Origin of the sequence: Mycobacterium colombiense (genome assembly GCF_003284975.1) — a bacterium.
Lineage (GTDB): Bacteria > Actinomycetota > Actinomycetes > Mycobacteriales > Mycobacteriaceae > Mycobacterium > Mycobacterium europaeum_A.
Map to the genome: position 1 here is coordinate 83,752 of NZ_QMEU01000004.1, position 14,345 is coordinate 98,096.

The following is a 14,345-nucleotide window of genomic DNA, read 5'->3' on the forward strand; positions in this document are numbered from 1 at the left end:
CTCATGGGTATCGCAATAACCGACGACCATCGCGAACTGGCCGAGGTGGCCCGCGGGTTCTTGACCTCGCAGAAGGCGCGGTGGGCGGCCCGCTCGCTGCTCGACGCCTCGGACGAGCCGCGCCCCGGGTTCTGGCAGAACCTGGTCGAGCTGGGGTGGCTCGGCCTGCACGTCGAGGAGGAGTACGGCGGCTCCGGCTACGGGCTGCCCGAACTCGTCGTGGTGATCGAAGAGCTCGGCCGCGCGGTGGCACCGGGGCCGTTCGTACCCACCGTGATCGCGTCCGCGGTGATCGCCAAAGACGGTACCGCCGAACAGAAGTCGCGGCTGCTGTCCGGCCTGATCGACGGGACGGTCACCGCGGGCATCGGGCTGGACAGCCAGGTGCGGATCAACGACGGCTCGAACGGTCGGACAGCCGACGGTGAGGCCGGAATCGTGTTGGGCGCCGGGCTGGCCGAGCTGTTGCTGATCGCCGCGGGCGACGACGTGCTGGTGCTCGAGCGCGGCCGCGACGGTATCTCGGTCGAGGTGCCGGAGAACTTCGATCCGACGCGGCGATCCGGACGCGTCCGCCTGCGCGACGTGCGCGTCGGCGACGACGACATCCTAACGGGGGCAAGGCAATCGGCGCTGGCCCGGGCCCGCACCCTGCTGGCCGCCGAGGCCGTGGGTGGGGCATCGGACTGCGTCGACGCCGCCGTCGACTACGCCAAGGTGCGCCAGCAATTCGGCCGCACCATCGCCACCTTCCAAGCGGTCAAGCATCACTGCGCCAACATGCTGGTCGGTGCGGAGTCCGGGATCGCCGCCGTCTGGGACGCCGCCCGGGCGGCGTCCGAGGACTTATCGGAAAACGAAGCGCAATTCCGGTTGATCGCCGCGGTGGCCGCGGCGCTGGCCTTCCCGGCCTACGTCCGCAACGCCGAACTGAACATCCAGGTGCACGGCGGCATCGGCTTCACCTGGGAGCACGCCGCGCACCTGCACCTGCGCCGGGCGGTGGTGAGCGTGGCGCTGTTCGGCGGTGACGCGCCGGCCGCCGACGTCTTCGAGCGCACCGCCGCCGGTGCGGTTCGGGAGAACAGCCTCGACCTGCCGCCCGAAGCCGAGGAATTGCGCGCCGGCATCCGCGCCGACGCCGCCGAGATCGCCGGGCTGAGCAAGGAGGCCCAGCGCGACAAGCTGATCGAGACCGGCTACGTGATGCCGCACTGGCCCAAGCCGTGGGGACGTGCGGCCGACGCGGTGGCGCAGCTGGTGATCGAGGAGGAGTTCCGCACGGCCGGCATCAAGCGACCCGACTACGGGATCACCGGTTGGGTGATCCTGACCCTGATCCAGCACGGAACGCCTTGGCAGATCGAAAGGTTCGTGGAGAAGGCGCTGCGCAAGGACGAGATCTGGTGCCAGCTGTTCTCCGAGCCCGACGCCGGCTCGGACGCCGCGTCGATCAAGACGCGCGCCACCCGGGTGGACGGCGGCTGGAAGATCAACGGCCAGAAGGTGTGGACCAGCGGGGCGCACTACTGTGCGCGCGGCCTGGCCACGGTGCGCACCGACCCCGACGCCCCGAAGCACGCCGGCATCACCACGGTGATCGTGGACATGAAGGCGCCCGAGGTCGAGGTGCGGCCGCTGCGCCAGATCACTGGCGGTTCGGACTTCAACGAGGTCTTCTTCAACGACCTGTTCGTCCCCGACGAAGATGTCGTCGGGACGCCCAACTCCGGATGGACCGTCGCGCGGGCGACGCTGGGCAACGAGCGAGTCAGCATCGGCGGCAGCGGATCGTTCTACGAGGGGCTGGCCGACCAACTGGTGCAGCTGACCGAGCAGCGCCAGGATCGCTTGGCGGGCGGGCGGATTCGGGTTGGGTCGTACCTCGCCGAGGAAACCGCGCTGCGGCTGCTGAACCTGCGGCGCGCCGCGCGCAGCGTCGAAGGCGCGGGCCCCGGACCGGAAGGCAACGTCACCAAGCTGAAGCTGGCCGAGCATATGGTCGAAGGCGCCGCGATCATGGCGGCGCTGCTGGGTCCCGAGGTCGCACTGACCGACGGTCCCGGCGCCCTGGCCGGCCGGCTGATGATGGGAGCCCGCGGCATGGCGATCGCGGGCGGCACGTCGGAGGTGACGCGCAATCAGATCGCCGAGCGGATCCTCGGCATGCCGCGCGACCCGCTGATCAACTAGCGGCGATCGCGAGGGCGGCGTAGCCGGGTGAAGCGGGTCGCCGCCATCAGGACTATAGGGATCAAGCCGGCGCGAACTGCGCCGCGCCACCGCTGCCACGCTTTGGCCGCAGGTCGACGGGCATGCCGCAGGTCACCGAATCCGGTTCGCAGCCAACGATATTGGCGGCGACCCGCAGACCGCTCTGTTCGGCGAGCTCGACGATGGCGATGACGTAGGGGGTGGGGATCTCCGGGTTGTAGGGGTGATGGTTGACCGTGTAGGTGAACACGGTGCCCCGCCCGGAAACCGGCCGCGCCTGCAGCGAGCCCCCGCACTCGCGGCACACGCCGCTGGCCGGATGCACCCAGCGCGCACAGTCGTCGCAGTACTCGATGAGCAGCGGCCCGTCTGACACGACGAATACAGTACACTCTATTGATTCGTATGGTCTGACGGGCGGTGTGCATGACGCATTTCGAGAAAGACGCGATCCTGTCCGGCATCGGGATCTCCCGGATCGGCCGCCGCACCGGTATCCCCGGCCTGGACTTGACCATGGAGGCGGTGCGCGCCGCCATCGAGGACGCCGGACTGGCAGCGACCGACATCGACGGCATCGCGACCCTGGGCGACACGCCCGCCGCGGACGTCAACGCCGGGCTGCACATCGACGCCGCGGACTGCGGGGCGGGCTTCGGCACCGGCGGGCTGCTGTCGCCGGTGATGTCGGCCTGCCGCGCGGTCGCCGAGCGCCGGGCCCGCCACGTCGTCGTGTACCGGACGATACAAATGCTCGGCGGCACGGTGCCGGTCAAGCAGGAGGAGAACGCCGCGGCCCCGCCGCTGGCGCGGATGTTCGAAACCCCCGAGGGCGAGCCGAAGCCGGCCGTCGGTGCGATGGACGACGTCAACGATCTGGTTGCCGCGCATGCCTATTCGGCCGCCAACTGGTTGGCGCTCAACTGCCGCCGTCACATGGAGCTGTACGGGACCACCAAAGAACAGCTGGGCTGGATCGCCCTCAACGGCAGGCGTAACGCTGCGTTGAATTCCCTTGCGGTGTACCGGGATCCGATGACGATGGCCGACTACTTGGGCGCGCGATTGGTGTCCACCCCACTCGGGCTGCTGGACTGTGACGTCCCGGTCGACGGGTCGATCGCGGTAGTGGTGTCGCACGCACAGTACGCCGCCGACTGTCCGCACCGCGCGGTGAAGGTGGAGGCGATCGGCGGGTCCGACGGCGCCGGCGGCTGGTTTCACCGCGCCGACTACCCGAAGATGGCGATGTCGGATGCCGCGGCGCAGATGTGGTCGCGAACCGCGCTGAAGCCCGCCGACCTCCAAGTCGCCCAGCTCTACGACGGATTCACCTACCTCACCCTGGGCTGGCTGGAGGCGCTCGGCATCTGCGATGACGGCGAGGGTGGCCCGTTCGTCGAGGGCGGGGAGCGGATCGCCCGGGACGGGCAGCTGCCGCTGAACACCTACGGCGGCCAACTTTCAGCCGGCCGCATGCATGGCTACTGGGCGCTGCACGAAGGGTGTCTGCAGTTGCGCGGTGACGCGGGGGAGCGGCAGGTATCGCGACGCCCCGAGGTGGGCGTGGTCTCCGTCGGTGGTGGGCCCGTCGCCGGGTGCATGCTGCTGACCTGTTGAGCGCGAGCGTGATCGAGCCCGGATGAATGAGGAGCCCGCGACCGGCCAGGCGAACAAACTCGCTTCGCTGGTGGCCCGCGACATCGAGGCCGATATCGTCCGCCGCGGCTGGGCGGTCGGCGAGTCGCTGGGATCCGAACACGCCCTGCAGCAGCGCTTCGGGGTGAGCCGGTCGGTGTTGCGCGAGGCCGTGCGGCTGGTCGAACATCATCAGGTCGCGCGGATGCGCCGCGGACCCAATGGCGGCCTGTACATCTGCGAGCCGGACGCGGGACCCGCCGCCCGCGCGGTCGTCATCTATCTCGAATACCTCGGCACGACGCTGGGTGACTTGCTCAATGCGCGTCTGGTGCTCGAGCCGTTGGCGGCCTCGCTCGCCGCCGAGCGCATCGACGAGGCCGGGATCGCGCGGCTGCGTGCGGTGCTGCACGCCCAGCAGCAGTGGCGGCCCGGCTTACCGGCGCCGCGCGACGAGTTCCACATCGCGCTGGCCGAGCAATCCAAAAACCCGGTGCTGCAACTGTTTATCGACGTCCTGATGCGGCTCACCACCCGCTATGCCCTGGCGTCGCGAACGGATTCGGCAACCGAGGCCAGCGAAGCGGTCGACCATCTGCACGCCCACCACTCCGCGATCGTCGCCGCCGTCACGGCAGGCGATTCGGCGCGCGCCAAGACGCTGTCGGAGCGACACGTCGAGGCGGTGACCGGCTGGCTGCAGCGGCACCACGCCGGCGACGGAGGCCCGGGGCGTGCGACGCGCCGGCGGCTCGATTCCGACGTGCCCCGGGGCAAACTGGCCGAGCTGCTCGCGGCCACCATCGGTGACGACATCGCCGCCAGCGGCTGGCAGGTGGGTTCCGTGTTCGGCACCGAGACGGCCCTGCTGGAGCGCTATCGGGTGAGCCGCGCGGTGCTGCGCGAAGCGGTACGGCTGCTCGAATACCACTCGATAGCCCACATGCGCCGCGGCCCCGGCGGCGGGCTCGTCGTCGCCGAACCCGCGGCACAGGCCAGCATCGACACGATCGCGCTGTATTTGCAATACCGCGACCCGAGCCGCGAAGACCTGCGCTGCGTCCGCGACGCCATCGAGATCGACAACGTCACCAAGGTCGTCAAGCGGCTCGGCGAATCCGACGTCGCGGCGTTTCTGGCCACCCACCGGCACGGGTTGCCGGAAAACTCCCGACAGACGGCCGACGACGTGCGCCGGGCGATCGCGGAGGAGTTCGACTTCCACGTCGGCCTCGCACAACTCGCCGGCAACGCAATGCTGGATCTGTTCCTGCGGATCATCGTCGAGTTGTTCCGGCGGCACTGGTCGAGCACCGGACAGGCGCTGCCGACCTGGTCCGACGTGCTCGCCGTGCACCACGCCCACCTGCGGATCGTCGAGGCGGTCGAGGCCGCCGACGACAGCGTCGCCTGCTATCGCCTCCGCCGTCATCTCGACGCCGCCGCCTCCTGGTGGCTGTAGCCGCCGCGGCGGCGGCCGTCGAAACGGCCCCGCCAAATGAGGTGAACCTAAATGTGATTGGTTGCGCGGTATAGCGAAGGCCCGACTTGGGTACTGACACGAAGGAAAGGCGTCAGCCGATCCAGCAGGGGGTTGGCGTAAGTGATTGAAAGCGAGAGCGCTGAAGTGACGGCGGGTAACGAAACCAGACAATACGGTTTCGTCCACACCGCAGGGATTTACCACTCTCAGCAGGAGTTTGTGGACTTGGTGGGCCGCTTCGTCGGCGACGGCTTGGCGTTGGACGAGGCGGTGTTGCTTGCCGTGCCCCTCGAGACGCTCGAGGCGCTGCGCGACGCATTGTACGGCGGCGACCAGCTGCCCGCCGATGTGCGCATGGTCGACATCACTGAGGTGGCACGCAATCCGAGCCGGTTCATGGCGATGGAGGGCGCGTTCATCGACGAGCACCCGGAGCAGCGCGTGCGGATCGTCAGCCAGCTCGCGTGGCCCGGCCGCAGCGACGAGGAGTTCATCGCCTGCATCGAGCACGAGGCTCTGGTCAACGAGGCCATGGACGGCTACCCGGCGACCAGCCTGTGCCTGTACGACGCCACCCAGCTCGACGATGAGGTGCTGGCGGACGCGCGCGCGACCCATCCGCTGCTGTGGGAATCCGGTGCGCTGCAGCACAGCCCGGCGTATGCCCCCCGCGACGTCCTGGAACGCTGCAACCGGCCGCTGGCCGCCGGTGCCGGGGCCGTTACCTACATGGTCCGCAAATCGGCGGACCTTCGGCCCGCCCGGTCCTTTGCCGTCGACTACGCGGGCTGGATGGGGCTGTCCCAGGAAAGCATCGAAGATCTGCAACTGGTCGCCACCGAGTTGGCCACCAACAGCCTGATGTACACCGGGGGCGCCTGTCGGTTGGCGTTCTGGAAAGACGACGGCCATCTGGTCTGCGAGGCGCGCGACTCCGGACGACTCGACGACCCGCTGGTGGGCCGCCTGGACCCCGGCCCCTGCGGTCCCGCGAGTCGCGGTCTGTACCTCGTCAACGCCATCTCGGATCTGGTGCGCACCCACACCACCCGGACCGGCACGACGATCCAGGCGTATCTGCGGTTCGAGCCCGCCGCAGGGCCGGCCGGCTAGCCGTAGCGGCCCAGGAAATAAGCGACCCGCCGAGACGTCAGTCCCAGCGGGTCGCTCGTCTTTTGGGTCAGAGGCCGCCGAGCGCACCGGTGATACCGCCCACCACGCCGCCGATGGTGCCGCCGAGCGTGCCGCCGACCGTCCCGCCGGTGGTGCCGCCCAGCGTGCCGCCCGTGGTGGCATCGGTGGTCCCCGTCACCAAACATCCGGTCGGTGCGAACAACACCACGACAAATCCCGCGGCGGCCGCGGCAACTTTGAGGGCCTTCTTTGTCCCCGTTGAATTCATCATCACATCCTTTCGTCTGGAGGGCATAGCCCCGCAGGTGAACCGCCCAACTGATCGGATGTTATAACGGCTATTCAACACGCGTAAAGAGGCAATTAACGGTTAATTTGTTATGTGGGGCGCACGCCGGCGCACGGCAAATACCCACTGCAGCAACAAGATTAGCGGGACGTCCGGCGCGCGCGAAAGGGCGCGGTGACGTCGCGACGCCCGATGAATTACCGGCCTAATTGCAGCATCGATAAAGCATTCATCAATGCGCGGAATGGCGATAACCAGCCCGGTCGGGCGTGGCTCAGTATGGAAATAGCGTCCCGCCGAGAAGGGCGGTCCCCGGCGGGACGCTAGCCCAATCGGATTAAAGGCCGATACTGCCGAGAATGCCACCGAGACCGCCGACACCGGCGCCGCCGGCGCCGCCGATGAGGCCCGAGCCCCCAGCGCCGCCGGTGACCGTTGTCGCGCACCCCGGTACTGCTAACACCATGGCCACCCCGAGGGCCGCGACGGCAGCTTTGAGGGTTTTCTCGGTGCTCTTCGCCTTCATGATCGTGCCTTCCATGTGAGGGGTAGTTGAACAGCCGTCTAATTGACTGTCGATCGCCGTCATACCCCCTGTTAAACGCGGGTAAACCAAACTTTTAGGATTAGTTTCTATATTTTTTTGTACGGTGCGTTTGTGGTGGGGCGGGAGTTGCAGCTGCGGCGCTCGGAGGTCTAATGTCAACGCTCGTGCGTCTTTTCGAGCGTTTGGTAGTAGCTAGCACCCGCAGCGGGGTCTGATCCTGACCGACCCCCCGCTGTGGGTCGGAAGCTACTGCCGTCGGTCGCTCCAGCAGACCAGAAAAGACCGGCACGATGACTTTTCCCGAGCGCAATCACCTCCCCTCTTTCCACCCCGCCAGCGCGTGGTTCGGCGAACGCTTCGGCGTCGCGTTGCCCCGCGGCCTGCGCGAACAGGCCGACACCATGTCCTGGGAGGGCTTCGTCGCGACCTACGGACCCAACACCGGCCCACTGCGGCTCGGCCACTGGGAATGCGCCGACGCAGATCGCGTCGCGACCCGGCTGGGCCCGCAGGCCCGTGACTTCCGGGCGGTGATCGCCGTGGGCGATCGCATCAGCACCCTCACCGCCGCCGCCGCTGGGCCGATCGCGGCGCTGACCGCGATGCTGCATGGGTGCGGGATGACGGTCGAGATCGTCCGATTCCATCAGATGCGGTCGGCGACCGGCATCGCCACGTTCATCCGTGGCGGCGACGGGGCGCGCACCGAGTGGGCGATGGGCTGGTCGGACGATGCGACGCAGTCCGCGCTGCGCGCGGTGATCGCTTGCGCCAACCGGCTTTTCGCTCTCGCGTGAGGCGACCGCTCTCGGCGATCGCTCCGTCCCTACCCGACGGCGGCGACCGCCGGGACGCTCTACAGCGGGCGCAGCACAATCGGCATGCCGTCCATCGGAATCGGCATGCCGCCGTAATCCCAGTGCGGCTGGTAGCCGGGCCGGGTCAGCTCCATGCGGTAGCGGCGCAGCAGCCGGTGCACGACGGTCTTGACTTCCAGCTGACCGAACACCATGCCGATGCACTTGTGCGCGCCACCGCCGAACGGCGCGAACGCATACCGGTGCTTCTTGTGCTCCGAGCGTGGTTCGGCGAACCTCTCCGGGGCGAATTTATCTGGCTCCGTCCACAATTCGGACAGCCGGTGGTTCATGCCGGGCCAGATGGTGATGTTGGTTCCGGCAGGGATGTAGTGGCCCAGCAACTCGGTGTCGCGCACCGCCATCCGCATGTTGAACGGCAGCGGCGTCACCATGCGCAGCGACTCGTTCATGATGAGTTCGAGCGTTTCCAGCTTCTCCAGCGACTCGATGTCCAGCGGGCCGTCGCCGAGGCGGGCCGACTCCTCGCGCGCCCGCTCCTGCCACTCCGGATTGGCGGCCATGTTGTAGACCATCGTGGTGGTCGTCGAGGTGGACGTGTCGTGGGCGGCCATCATCAAGAAGATCATGTGGTTGACGATGTCGGAGTCGGTGAAGCTGTTGCCGTCGTCATCCTCGGTGTGGCACAGCACCGTGAGCATGTCGTTGCCGGTGGCGTTGCGGCGATCTCGCACCCGCTCGACGAAGTAGTCCTCCAGCAACTTGCGGGCCTTCAGACCCCGCCACCATTTGAAGGGCGGGATCGGCCGGCGGATGATGGCGCCGCCGGCGCGCGTCGTCGTGGTGAACGCCTGATTGACCTTGGTGACCAGGTCGTGGTCGGACCCCGGCTCGTGACCCATGAACACCAGCGACGCGATGTCGAGGGTGAGCTCCTTCATCGCCGGGTGGAACAGGAACCGCGCGTCATTGGTCGGCCAGTTGGCGACGATGTCGGTCGCCACCCGATCGATGTGCTCGACATATCCGGTCAGCCGGCTGCGGGTGAAGGCCTCCTGCATGATCCGGCGGTGGTACATGTGCTCGTCGAAGTCGAGCATCATCAGGCCGCGGTTGAAGAACGGCCCGATTACCGGGTGCCAGCCCTTCTGCGAGAAGTCCTTGTTCCTGTTGGAGAAGACGGCCTGGGTGGCGTCGGGTCCCAGCGCGGTGACCGCCGGCATGATCGGCGAGTCCAGATAGATCAGCGGGCCGTGGTTTCGATAGAGGTGCAACGCATAGTCCGGGCCGCCGCGGAACAGCTCGATGATGTGGCCGAGAATCGGCAGCCCGGCGTCGCCCAGCACGGGTTTGAGGTCGCTGCCCGCCGGCGGTTCGGCCAGGATCTTGGTCTGCCACTCGTGGGCCAGCAGACGCTTCTCGATCGCCCCCATCCCCGGGATGGTCTGCAGGGTCGGGGTGAACCGGCGCCGCGCCTGATCCAACAGGTACTGCGGGGTGCTGATGGTGGCGGTCATAAACGCTCCTTTGCGTGCCCTCCCGTGACGGCCGTCACTGATTCATAACCTTCTCTGAAAAACTTGACGGCTGTCAAGTTTGCTTTTCGAGCGGCGTGGTGCAAGGTCAGGGAGTGACCAGCGAACCCGCCACTCCCGAGCCGGGCGCCCGACGGCGTGGCGACAAGCAACGCCAGGCGATCGTGGCTGCGGTGCGCGAATTGCTGCAGGAAAAGCCTTTTGCGGAGTTGTCGGTCAGCACCATCAGCCTGCGGGCCGGGGTGGCCCGGTCCGGCTTCTACTTCTATTTCGACTCCAAATACGCGGTGCTGGCGCAGCTGATGGCCGAAGCCACCGAAGAACTCGAAGAGCTCACGCAGTACTTCGCGCCGCGCCAGCCGGGGGAGTCGCCCGAGGAGTTCGCCAAGCGGATGGTCGGCAGCGCGGCCGCGGTGTACGCGCACAACGACCCGCTGATGACCGCCTGCAACGAGGCCCGCCACACCGACGTCGAGATCCGCGACCTGCTGGACCAGCAGTTCGAGGTGGTGTTGGGCCAGATCGTCGCGATTGTGGAGGCCGAGATGCAGGCCGGAACCGCCAATCCGATCAGCGACGACCTGCCGACCCTGATCCGCACCCTGGCCGGCACCACCGCGCTGATGTTGACCGGCGACCCGGTGCTAGCCGGCGCCGACAGCGATCGGGACCGGCGGGTGCGCGTGCTCGAGCGGCTGTGGTTGCACGCGCTGTGGGCGGGCCGTCCTTAGCGCGGTGGTACCGCCGGTATCGTCACGGCCATGGCGCAGAGGGGATCCGGGCGGTCTTTCGCGGGGAAGCGGTGCCTGGTCACCGGTGCGGCCAGCGGCATCGGGCGTGCCACGGCGTTACGGCTGGCCGCGCAGGGCGCCGAACTCTATCTGACCGACCGGGACCGCGACGGCCTGGAGCAGACGGTCGCCGACGCGCGCGCCCTGGGCGGTCAGGTCCCCGAGCATCGGGCCCTGGACATCGCCGACTACGAGCAGGTGGCGGCGTTCGCCGCCGACATCCACGCCGCACATCCCAGCATGGACGTCGTGCTGAACATCGCCGGCGTCTCGGCGTGGGGCACGGTCGACCGGCTCACCCACGAGCAGTGGAGCAAGATGATCGCCATCAACCTGATGGGCCCGATCCACGTCATCGAGACGTTCGTCCCGCCGATGGTGGCGGCCAAGCGCGGCGGCCATCTGGTCAACGTGTCCTCGGCGGCCGGGCTGGTGGCCCTGCCCTGGCATGCCGCCTACAGCGCCAGCAAGTACGGGCTGCGCGGCCTGTCGGAGGTGCTGCGCTTCGACCTGGCCCGGCACCGGATAGGCGTGTCGGTGGTGGTGCCGGGCGCGGTGAACACCCCGCTGGTGAACACCGTGGAGATCGCGGGCGTGGACCGCGAAGACCCCAACGTCGCGCGGTGGGTGCGCCGGTTCGCCGGCCATGCCGTATCGCCGGAGAAGGCCGCCGACAAGATCCTGGCCGGGGTGGCCAAGAACCGATACCTGATCTACACCTCGGCCGACATCCGCGCGTTCTACGCGTTCAAAAGGCTTGCGTGGTGGCCCTATAGCGTGGCGATGCGCCAGGTGAACGTGATCTTCACCAAGGCGCTGCGGCCCGGCCCGCCGCTAGTCCGGCATGACCAGCTCGAGGCGCACCCCCAGCAGGCGGACCGGCCGGTCGAGCTCGAATAGGTCGAGCACCCGCAGGGCCGCGGCGATGATCACGTCGCGGTCGATGCTGGGCGCGTCGAGCTTGCGAATCTTGGTGCGCGTGTAGAAGGTCGCGGTCCGTACGGTGACCGCCACCCGGGTCACGACCCGGCCCGCCGCCAGCACGTCCGTCAGCGCTTGTTCGGCCAAATCGGCTACGGCCGTGTCCATTTCGGGGCGATCGGTGAGGTCGCGCGGGAAGGTGACGACGTGGCTGCGCGAGCGCGGCACCCACGGTTCGGCGCTGACGTGGCTGTCGCCACCGCCCTTGGCCAACAGCAGCAGCCACAGCCCGGTGCGCGGGCCGAACGCCGCCGTCAGCAGCTCGGCTTCGCAGTGGGCCAGCTGCCAGACCGTCGTAATGTCAAGTTCGGCAAGCTTTTTCGCCGTCTTGGGGCCCACGCCCCATAACGCGTCGACGGGGTTCTCGGCCATCACCGGCATCCAGTTCGCATCGGTCAGCGCAAAGATGCCGCCCGGTTTCGCGAACCCGGTGGCGACCTTGGCGCGCTGCTTGTTGTCGCTGATGCCGACCGAGCAGGACAGCCCGGTTTCCGAGGAGATGACGCTGCGGATCTGCTCGGCGGCCTCGACGGGGTCCTGTGCCGTCACCGCGACATAGGCCTCGTCCCAGCCCCACACTTCGACCGGATGGCCCAGATCGCGGAGTACCCCCATCACCTGACCGGACGCCGCGTCGTAGGCGGCCGGATCCGACGGCAGGAAGGTGGCCTCGGGGCAGCGGCGGGCGGCCGCGCGCAGCGGCATGCCCGCCCGCACCCCGAACTCCCGGGCCTCGTACGAGGCGCAGGTGACGACCTTGCGCGGTTCGTTCGGGTCGCCGCTGCCGCCGACGATGACTGGCAGCCCGGCCAATTCGGGGTGGCGGCGCAACTCGACCGCGGCCAGGAACTGATCGAGGTCGACGTGCAGGACCCAACCCGGGGCGTTCACCGCCCACACAGCTTGCGCGCCAAGCTCTCCCACGCGTCGCCCAACGTCGCCAGCGTGTGACCGCCCTCCGCCAGTTGATGTTCGACGTAATCGACGTCCAGCAGCGCGAGCAGTGCGTCGGTCTGGGCATCGAGGTCGCCGGCGGAATCGGCCGCCTTGAGCAGCATCCGCACGTGCGTGCGCGACACCATGGCCGGCGCACTGTGCCGGTTCTGCGGGTCGCGATTGGCCGCGGACAGCAGTTCGCAGTGGTCGTGAGCGAAACGGATCCGCTCGCGGCCGAACGCGACCAGCCGGTCCGTCGGGGGCGCGCCGGGGCCCAGGGGCGGCGGACCGAACAGGAACGCCTGCTGAAGGGCCTGTTCGTCCTCGTCGAGCAGCACCATCATCAGGCCGGCCCGGCTGCCGAAGCGGCGGAAAAGCGTGCCCTTGCCGACCCCGGCGGCAGCGGCGATGTCGTCGGTGGTGACGGCGTCGGCGCCGCGCTCGGCGACCAGGTTTCGGGCAGCCTCAAGGAGCAGGGCGCGGTTGCGTGCCGCGTCACCCCGTTCCTGGTGCACCACCTGGGGCGCGAACACGTGCAACTCACCGGACCGCTCGCTCACCCCTGCACTTTAACGCCGCCGGAATAAAACGGACTATAGTCCGGTTGGGCCGTGCGAGGATGTACGCAACGATCGAAGGGAACCTGGAAACAGTGGCAATCAAAATCTTGGCGTTAGTGGGAAGTCTGCGTGCCGCGTCGATCAACCGCCAGATCGCCGAACTGGCGCGGGAGGTCGCCGCCGACGACGTGACCGTCACGATCTTCGAAGGCCTCGCGGAATTGCCCTTCTATAACGAAGAGATCGACGACGCGATGAACACCGACGCGCCGCCGCTGGCCCCGGTGGCCGCGCTGCGCGCCGCGGCCGCCGATGCCGACGCCGCCCTGGTGGTGACTCCCGAGTACAACGGCAGCTACCCGGCCGTCGTCAAGAACGCGATCGACTGGCTGTCGCGCCCGTTCGGTGACGGCGCGCTGAAAGGCAAGCCCCTGGCGGTCATCGGGGGATCCTTCGGCCAGTACGGCGGGGTGTGGGCGCACGACGACACCCGCAAGTCCTTCGGCATCGCCGGCGCGCGGGTGGTCGAAGCGATCAAACTGTCGGTGCCGTTCAAGACCTTGGCGGGTAAGGCGCCCGGCGAGCACCCCGAGCTGTCGGCGAACGTGCGCGACGTGGTCGGCAAGCTGGCCGCCGAAGTCGACTGATTGGCAGAAGTCAACAAGCCGCTCGCCGGGCGACCAGCGCGGTTGCCCTAACCGAATAGCAGAAGCCGCCAGGTCCGCCTGGCGGCTTTGCTGGCTGCGGATGGGTTCGTCGCCGCCAGCGGTGTTGTCGGTGGCCGCTGCTATACCAATCCTTATCGGAACCCCCGCCCCGGCGTGTGATCTGCGACACGCCGAGCGGGTGTCCAAATTTTCCGCGACAGGGCTCACGACCAGGGAATTTCAAAATTGTTATTCAGAACATCTTGTATCTCGACAACTTGTCACCCACTAGGTGTAGTGTTTCGAGCACCGGCAGATCCCCGGGCCGCCAAGCCAGCCAGGCTCGGCGAACCCCCCGAAATCGGCACCCACAGGTCGTTCGACCTCGACCGCCGTGCGACGGGAATCAGGGGGCCTGGCGGATCGCTGAACCTAGCAAAGACGCAGTCCAAAAGTAGTTGCCAGTCCATTGGGTCCCCCTCTTCCGCAAAGGAGCGGCATTCTATGAGCATCACCGTGTACACCAAGCCGGCATGCGTGCAGTGCAGCGCCACCTATAAGGCGCTGGACAAGCAGGGCATCGCGTACGAGAAGGTCGACATCTCGCTGGACGCCGAGGCGCGTGATTACGTGATGGCCCTGGGATACCTGCAGGCTCCCGTCGTGGTGGCCGGCAACGAGCACTGGTCGGGTTTCCGGCCGGACCGCATCAAGGCGCTATCGGCGGCGGAACTGAGCGCGTAGGCAAGACGTCAAGTAAGGAGGTTGCGGT

The 14,345-nt window shown here is 67.9% G+C and carries 15 protein-coding genes; 9 read left to right on the forward strand and 6 right to left on the reverse strand.

Annotated features, from left to right (window positions below; genetic code table 11):
* Positions 1-3 precede the first annotated feature (3 nt).
* Positions 4-2,193, forward strand: a complete 2,190-nt coding sequence (locus DQP58_RS02955; protein WP_112707008.1) for an acyl-CoA dehydrogenase — start codon at positions 4-6, stop codon at positions 2,191-2,193.
* A gap of 61 nt (positions 2,194-2,254) precedes the next feature.
* Here the strand turns inward: DQP58_RS02955 and DQP58_RS02960 are convergent, their stop codons facing one another.
* Complete coding sequence (locus DQP58_RS02960; RefSeq protein ID WP_112707009.1) at positions 2,255-2,590, reverse strand: Zn-ribbon domain-containing OB-fold protein; 336 nt, start codon at positions 2,588-2,590, stop codon at positions 2,255-2,257.
* Between the two features lie 50 nt (positions 2,591-2,640).
* Here DQP58_RS02960 and DQP58_RS02965 point away from each other — a divergent pair, with 50 nt between their 5' ends.
* The 3 genes from DQP58_RS02965 (at position 2,641) to DQP58_RS02975 (ending at position 6,448) form a co-directional block, all read left to right on the forward strand.
* Positions 2,641-3,834 (forward strand): thiolase family protein, encoded by a 1,194-nt coding sequence (locus DQP58_RS02965; RefSeq protein ID WP_112707010.1) that lies wholly within the window; start codon positions 2,641-2,643, stop codon positions 3,832-3,834.
* Between the two features lie 22 nt (positions 3,835-3,856).
* Positions 3,857-5,314 (forward strand): FadR/GntR family transcriptional regulator, encoded by a 1,458-nt coding sequence (locus tag DQP58_RS02970; protein ID WP_112707011.1) that lies wholly within the window; start codon positions 3,857-3,859, stop codon positions 5,312-5,314.
* A 141-nt stretch (positions 5,315-5,455) separates the two neighbouring features.
* The gene (locus DQP58_RS02975; protein WP_112707012.1) at positions 5,456-6,448 is read left to right on the forward strand and encodes a sensor histidine kinase; all 993 of its coding nucleotides are present in this window, start codon (positions 5,456-5,458) and stop codon (positions 6,446-6,448) included.
* Positions 6,449-6,515: 67 nt separating this feature from the next.
* Here DQP58_RS02975 and DQP58_RS02980 read toward each other — a convergent pair whose 3' ends face one another.
* Together DQP58_RS02980 and DQP58_RS02985 are read right to left on the reverse strand one after the other, a co-directional pair.
* Complete coding sequence (locus DQP58_RS02980) at positions 6,516-6,737, reverse strand: hypothetical protein (RefSeq protein ID WP_112707013.1); 222 nt, start codon at positions 6,735-6,737, stop codon at positions 6,516-6,518.
* Between the two features lie 358 nt (positions 6,738-7,095).
* Positions 7,096-7,347 carry a hypothetical protein gene (locus DQP58_RS02985; protein ID WP_205869318.1) on the reverse strand — a complete coding sequence of 84 codons (252 nt, stop codon included), beginning with the start codon at positions 7,345-7,347 and terminating at the stop codon, positions 7,096-7,098.
* A 248-nt stretch (positions 7,348-7,595) separates the two neighbouring features.
* Here DQP58_RS02985 and DQP58_RS02990 point away from each other — a divergent pair, with 248 nt between their 5' ends.
* Positions 7,596-8,102 (forward strand): homocitrate synthase, encoded by a 507-nt coding sequence (locus DQP58_RS02990; RefSeq protein ID WP_112707014.1) that lies wholly within the window; start codon positions 7,596-7,598, stop codon positions 8,100-8,102.
* Between the two features lie 59 nt (positions 8,103-8,161).
* Here the strand turns inward: DQP58_RS02990 and DQP58_RS02995 are convergent, their stop codons facing one another.
* Positions 8,162-9,640 carry a cytochrome P450 gene (locus DQP58_RS02995; RefSeq protein WP_112707015.1) on the reverse strand — a complete coding sequence of 493 codons (1,479 nt, stop codon included), beginning with the start codon at positions 9,638-9,640 and terminating at the stop codon, positions 8,162-8,164.
* A gap of 113 nt (positions 9,641-9,753) precedes the next feature.
* Here DQP58_RS02995 and DQP58_RS03000 point away from each other — a divergent pair, with 113 nt between their 5' ends.
* Together DQP58_RS03000 and DQP58_RS03005 are read left to right on the forward strand one after the other, a co-directional pair.
* Positions 9,754-10,389 carry a TetR/AcrR family transcriptional regulator gene (locus tag DQP58_RS03000; RefSeq protein WP_112707016.1) on the forward strand — a complete coding sequence of 212 codons (636 nt, stop codon included), beginning with the start codon at positions 9,754-9,756 and terminating at the stop codon, positions 10,387-10,389.
* Between the two features lie 30 nt (positions 10,390-10,419).
* Positions 10,420-11,349, forward strand: coding sequence for an SDR family oxidoreductase (locus DQP58_RS03005; protein ID WP_112707017.1), 930 nt, complete (start codon positions 10,420-10,422; stop codon positions 11,347-11,349).
* Here DQP58_RS03005 and DQP58_RS03010 read toward each other — a convergent pair.
* Both DQP58_RS03010 and DQP58_RS03015 read right to left on the reverse strand, forming a co-directional pair.
* Positions 11,284-12,321 (reverse strand): DNA polymerase IV, encoded by a 1,038-nt coding sequence (locus DQP58_RS03010; RefSeq protein WP_112707055.1) that lies wholly within the window; start codon positions 12,319-12,321, stop codon positions 11,284-11,286. The two genes, DQP58_RS03005 and DQP58_RS03010, sit on opposite strands and share 66 nt — an antisense overlap.
* Positions 12,318-12,926, reverse strand: a complete 609-nt coding sequence (locus DQP58_RS03015) for a TetR/AcrR family transcriptional regulator (RefSeq protein WP_112707018.1) — start codon at positions 12,924-12,926, stop codon at positions 12,318-12,320. Before DQP58_RS03015 ends, DQP58_RS03010 begins: the two co-directional genes overlap by 4 nt.
* Positions 12,927-12,985: 59 nt before the next feature.
* On the opposite strand from DQP58_RS03015, the gene DQP58_RS03020 reads away from it, so the two are divergent.
* Together DQP58_RS03020 and DQP58_RS03025 are read left to right on the forward strand one after the other, a co-directional pair.
* Complete coding sequence (locus tag DQP58_RS03020; RefSeq protein ID WP_112707019.1) at positions 12,986-13,573, forward strand: NAD(P)H-dependent oxidoreductase; 588 nt, start codon at positions 12,986-12,988, stop codon at positions 13,571-13,573.
* Positions 13,574-14,077: 504 nt separating this feature from the next.
* A complete protein-coding gene (locus DQP58_RS03025; protein ID WP_083064357.1) occupies positions 14,078-14,317 on the forward strand; it encodes a redoxin NrdH in 240 nt (79 codons plus the stop codon).
* Positions 14,318-14,345 lie beyond the last annotated feature (28 nt).

What these genes read in the sequence shown, in the direction of transcription:
- DQP58_RS02955 (WP_112707008.1), top strand. Translation starts at nt 4, where the DNA reads ATGGGTATCGCAATAACCGACGACCATCGCGAACTGGCCGAGGTGGCC.
- DQP58_RS02965 (WP_112707010.1), top strand. Translation starts at nt 2,641, where the DNA reads ATGACGCATTTCGAGAAAGACGCGATCCTGTCCGGCATCGGGATCTCC.
- DQP58_RS02970 (WP_112707011.1), top strand. Translation starts at nt 3,857, where the DNA reads ATGAATGAGGAGCCCGCGACCGGCCAGGCGAACAAACTCGCTTCGCTG.
- DQP58_RS02980 (WP_112707013.1), bottom strand. Translation starts at nt 6,737, where the DNA reads ATGAATTCAACGGGGACAAAGAAGGCCCTCAAAGTTGCCGCGGCCGCC.
- DQP58_RS02985 (WP_205869318.1), bottom strand. Translation starts at nt 7,347, where the DNA reads ATGACGGCGATCGACAGTCAATTAGACGGCTGTTCAACTACCCCTCAC.
- DQP58_RS02990 (WP_112707014.1), top strand. Translation starts at nt 7,596, where the DNA reads ATGACTTTTCCCGAGCGCAATCACCTCCCCTCTTTCCACCCCGCCAGC.
- DQP58_RS02995 (WP_112707015.1), bottom strand. Translation starts at nt 9,640, where the DNA reads ATGACCGCCACCATCAGCACCCCGCAGTACCTGTTGGATCAGGCGCGG.
- DQP58_RS03005 (WP_112707017.1), top strand. Translation starts at nt 10,420, where the DNA reads ATGGCGCAGAGGGGATCCGGGCGGTCTTTCGCGGGGAAGCGGTGCCTG.
- DQP58_RS03020 (WP_112707019.1), top strand. Translation starts at nt 12,986, where the DNA reads ATGTACGCAACGATCGAAGGGAACCTGGAAACAGTGGCAATCAAAATC.
- DQP58_RS03025 (WP_083064357.1), top strand. Translation starts at nt 14,078, where the DNA reads ATGAGCATCACCGTGTACACCAAGCCGGCATGCGTGCAGTGCAGCGCC.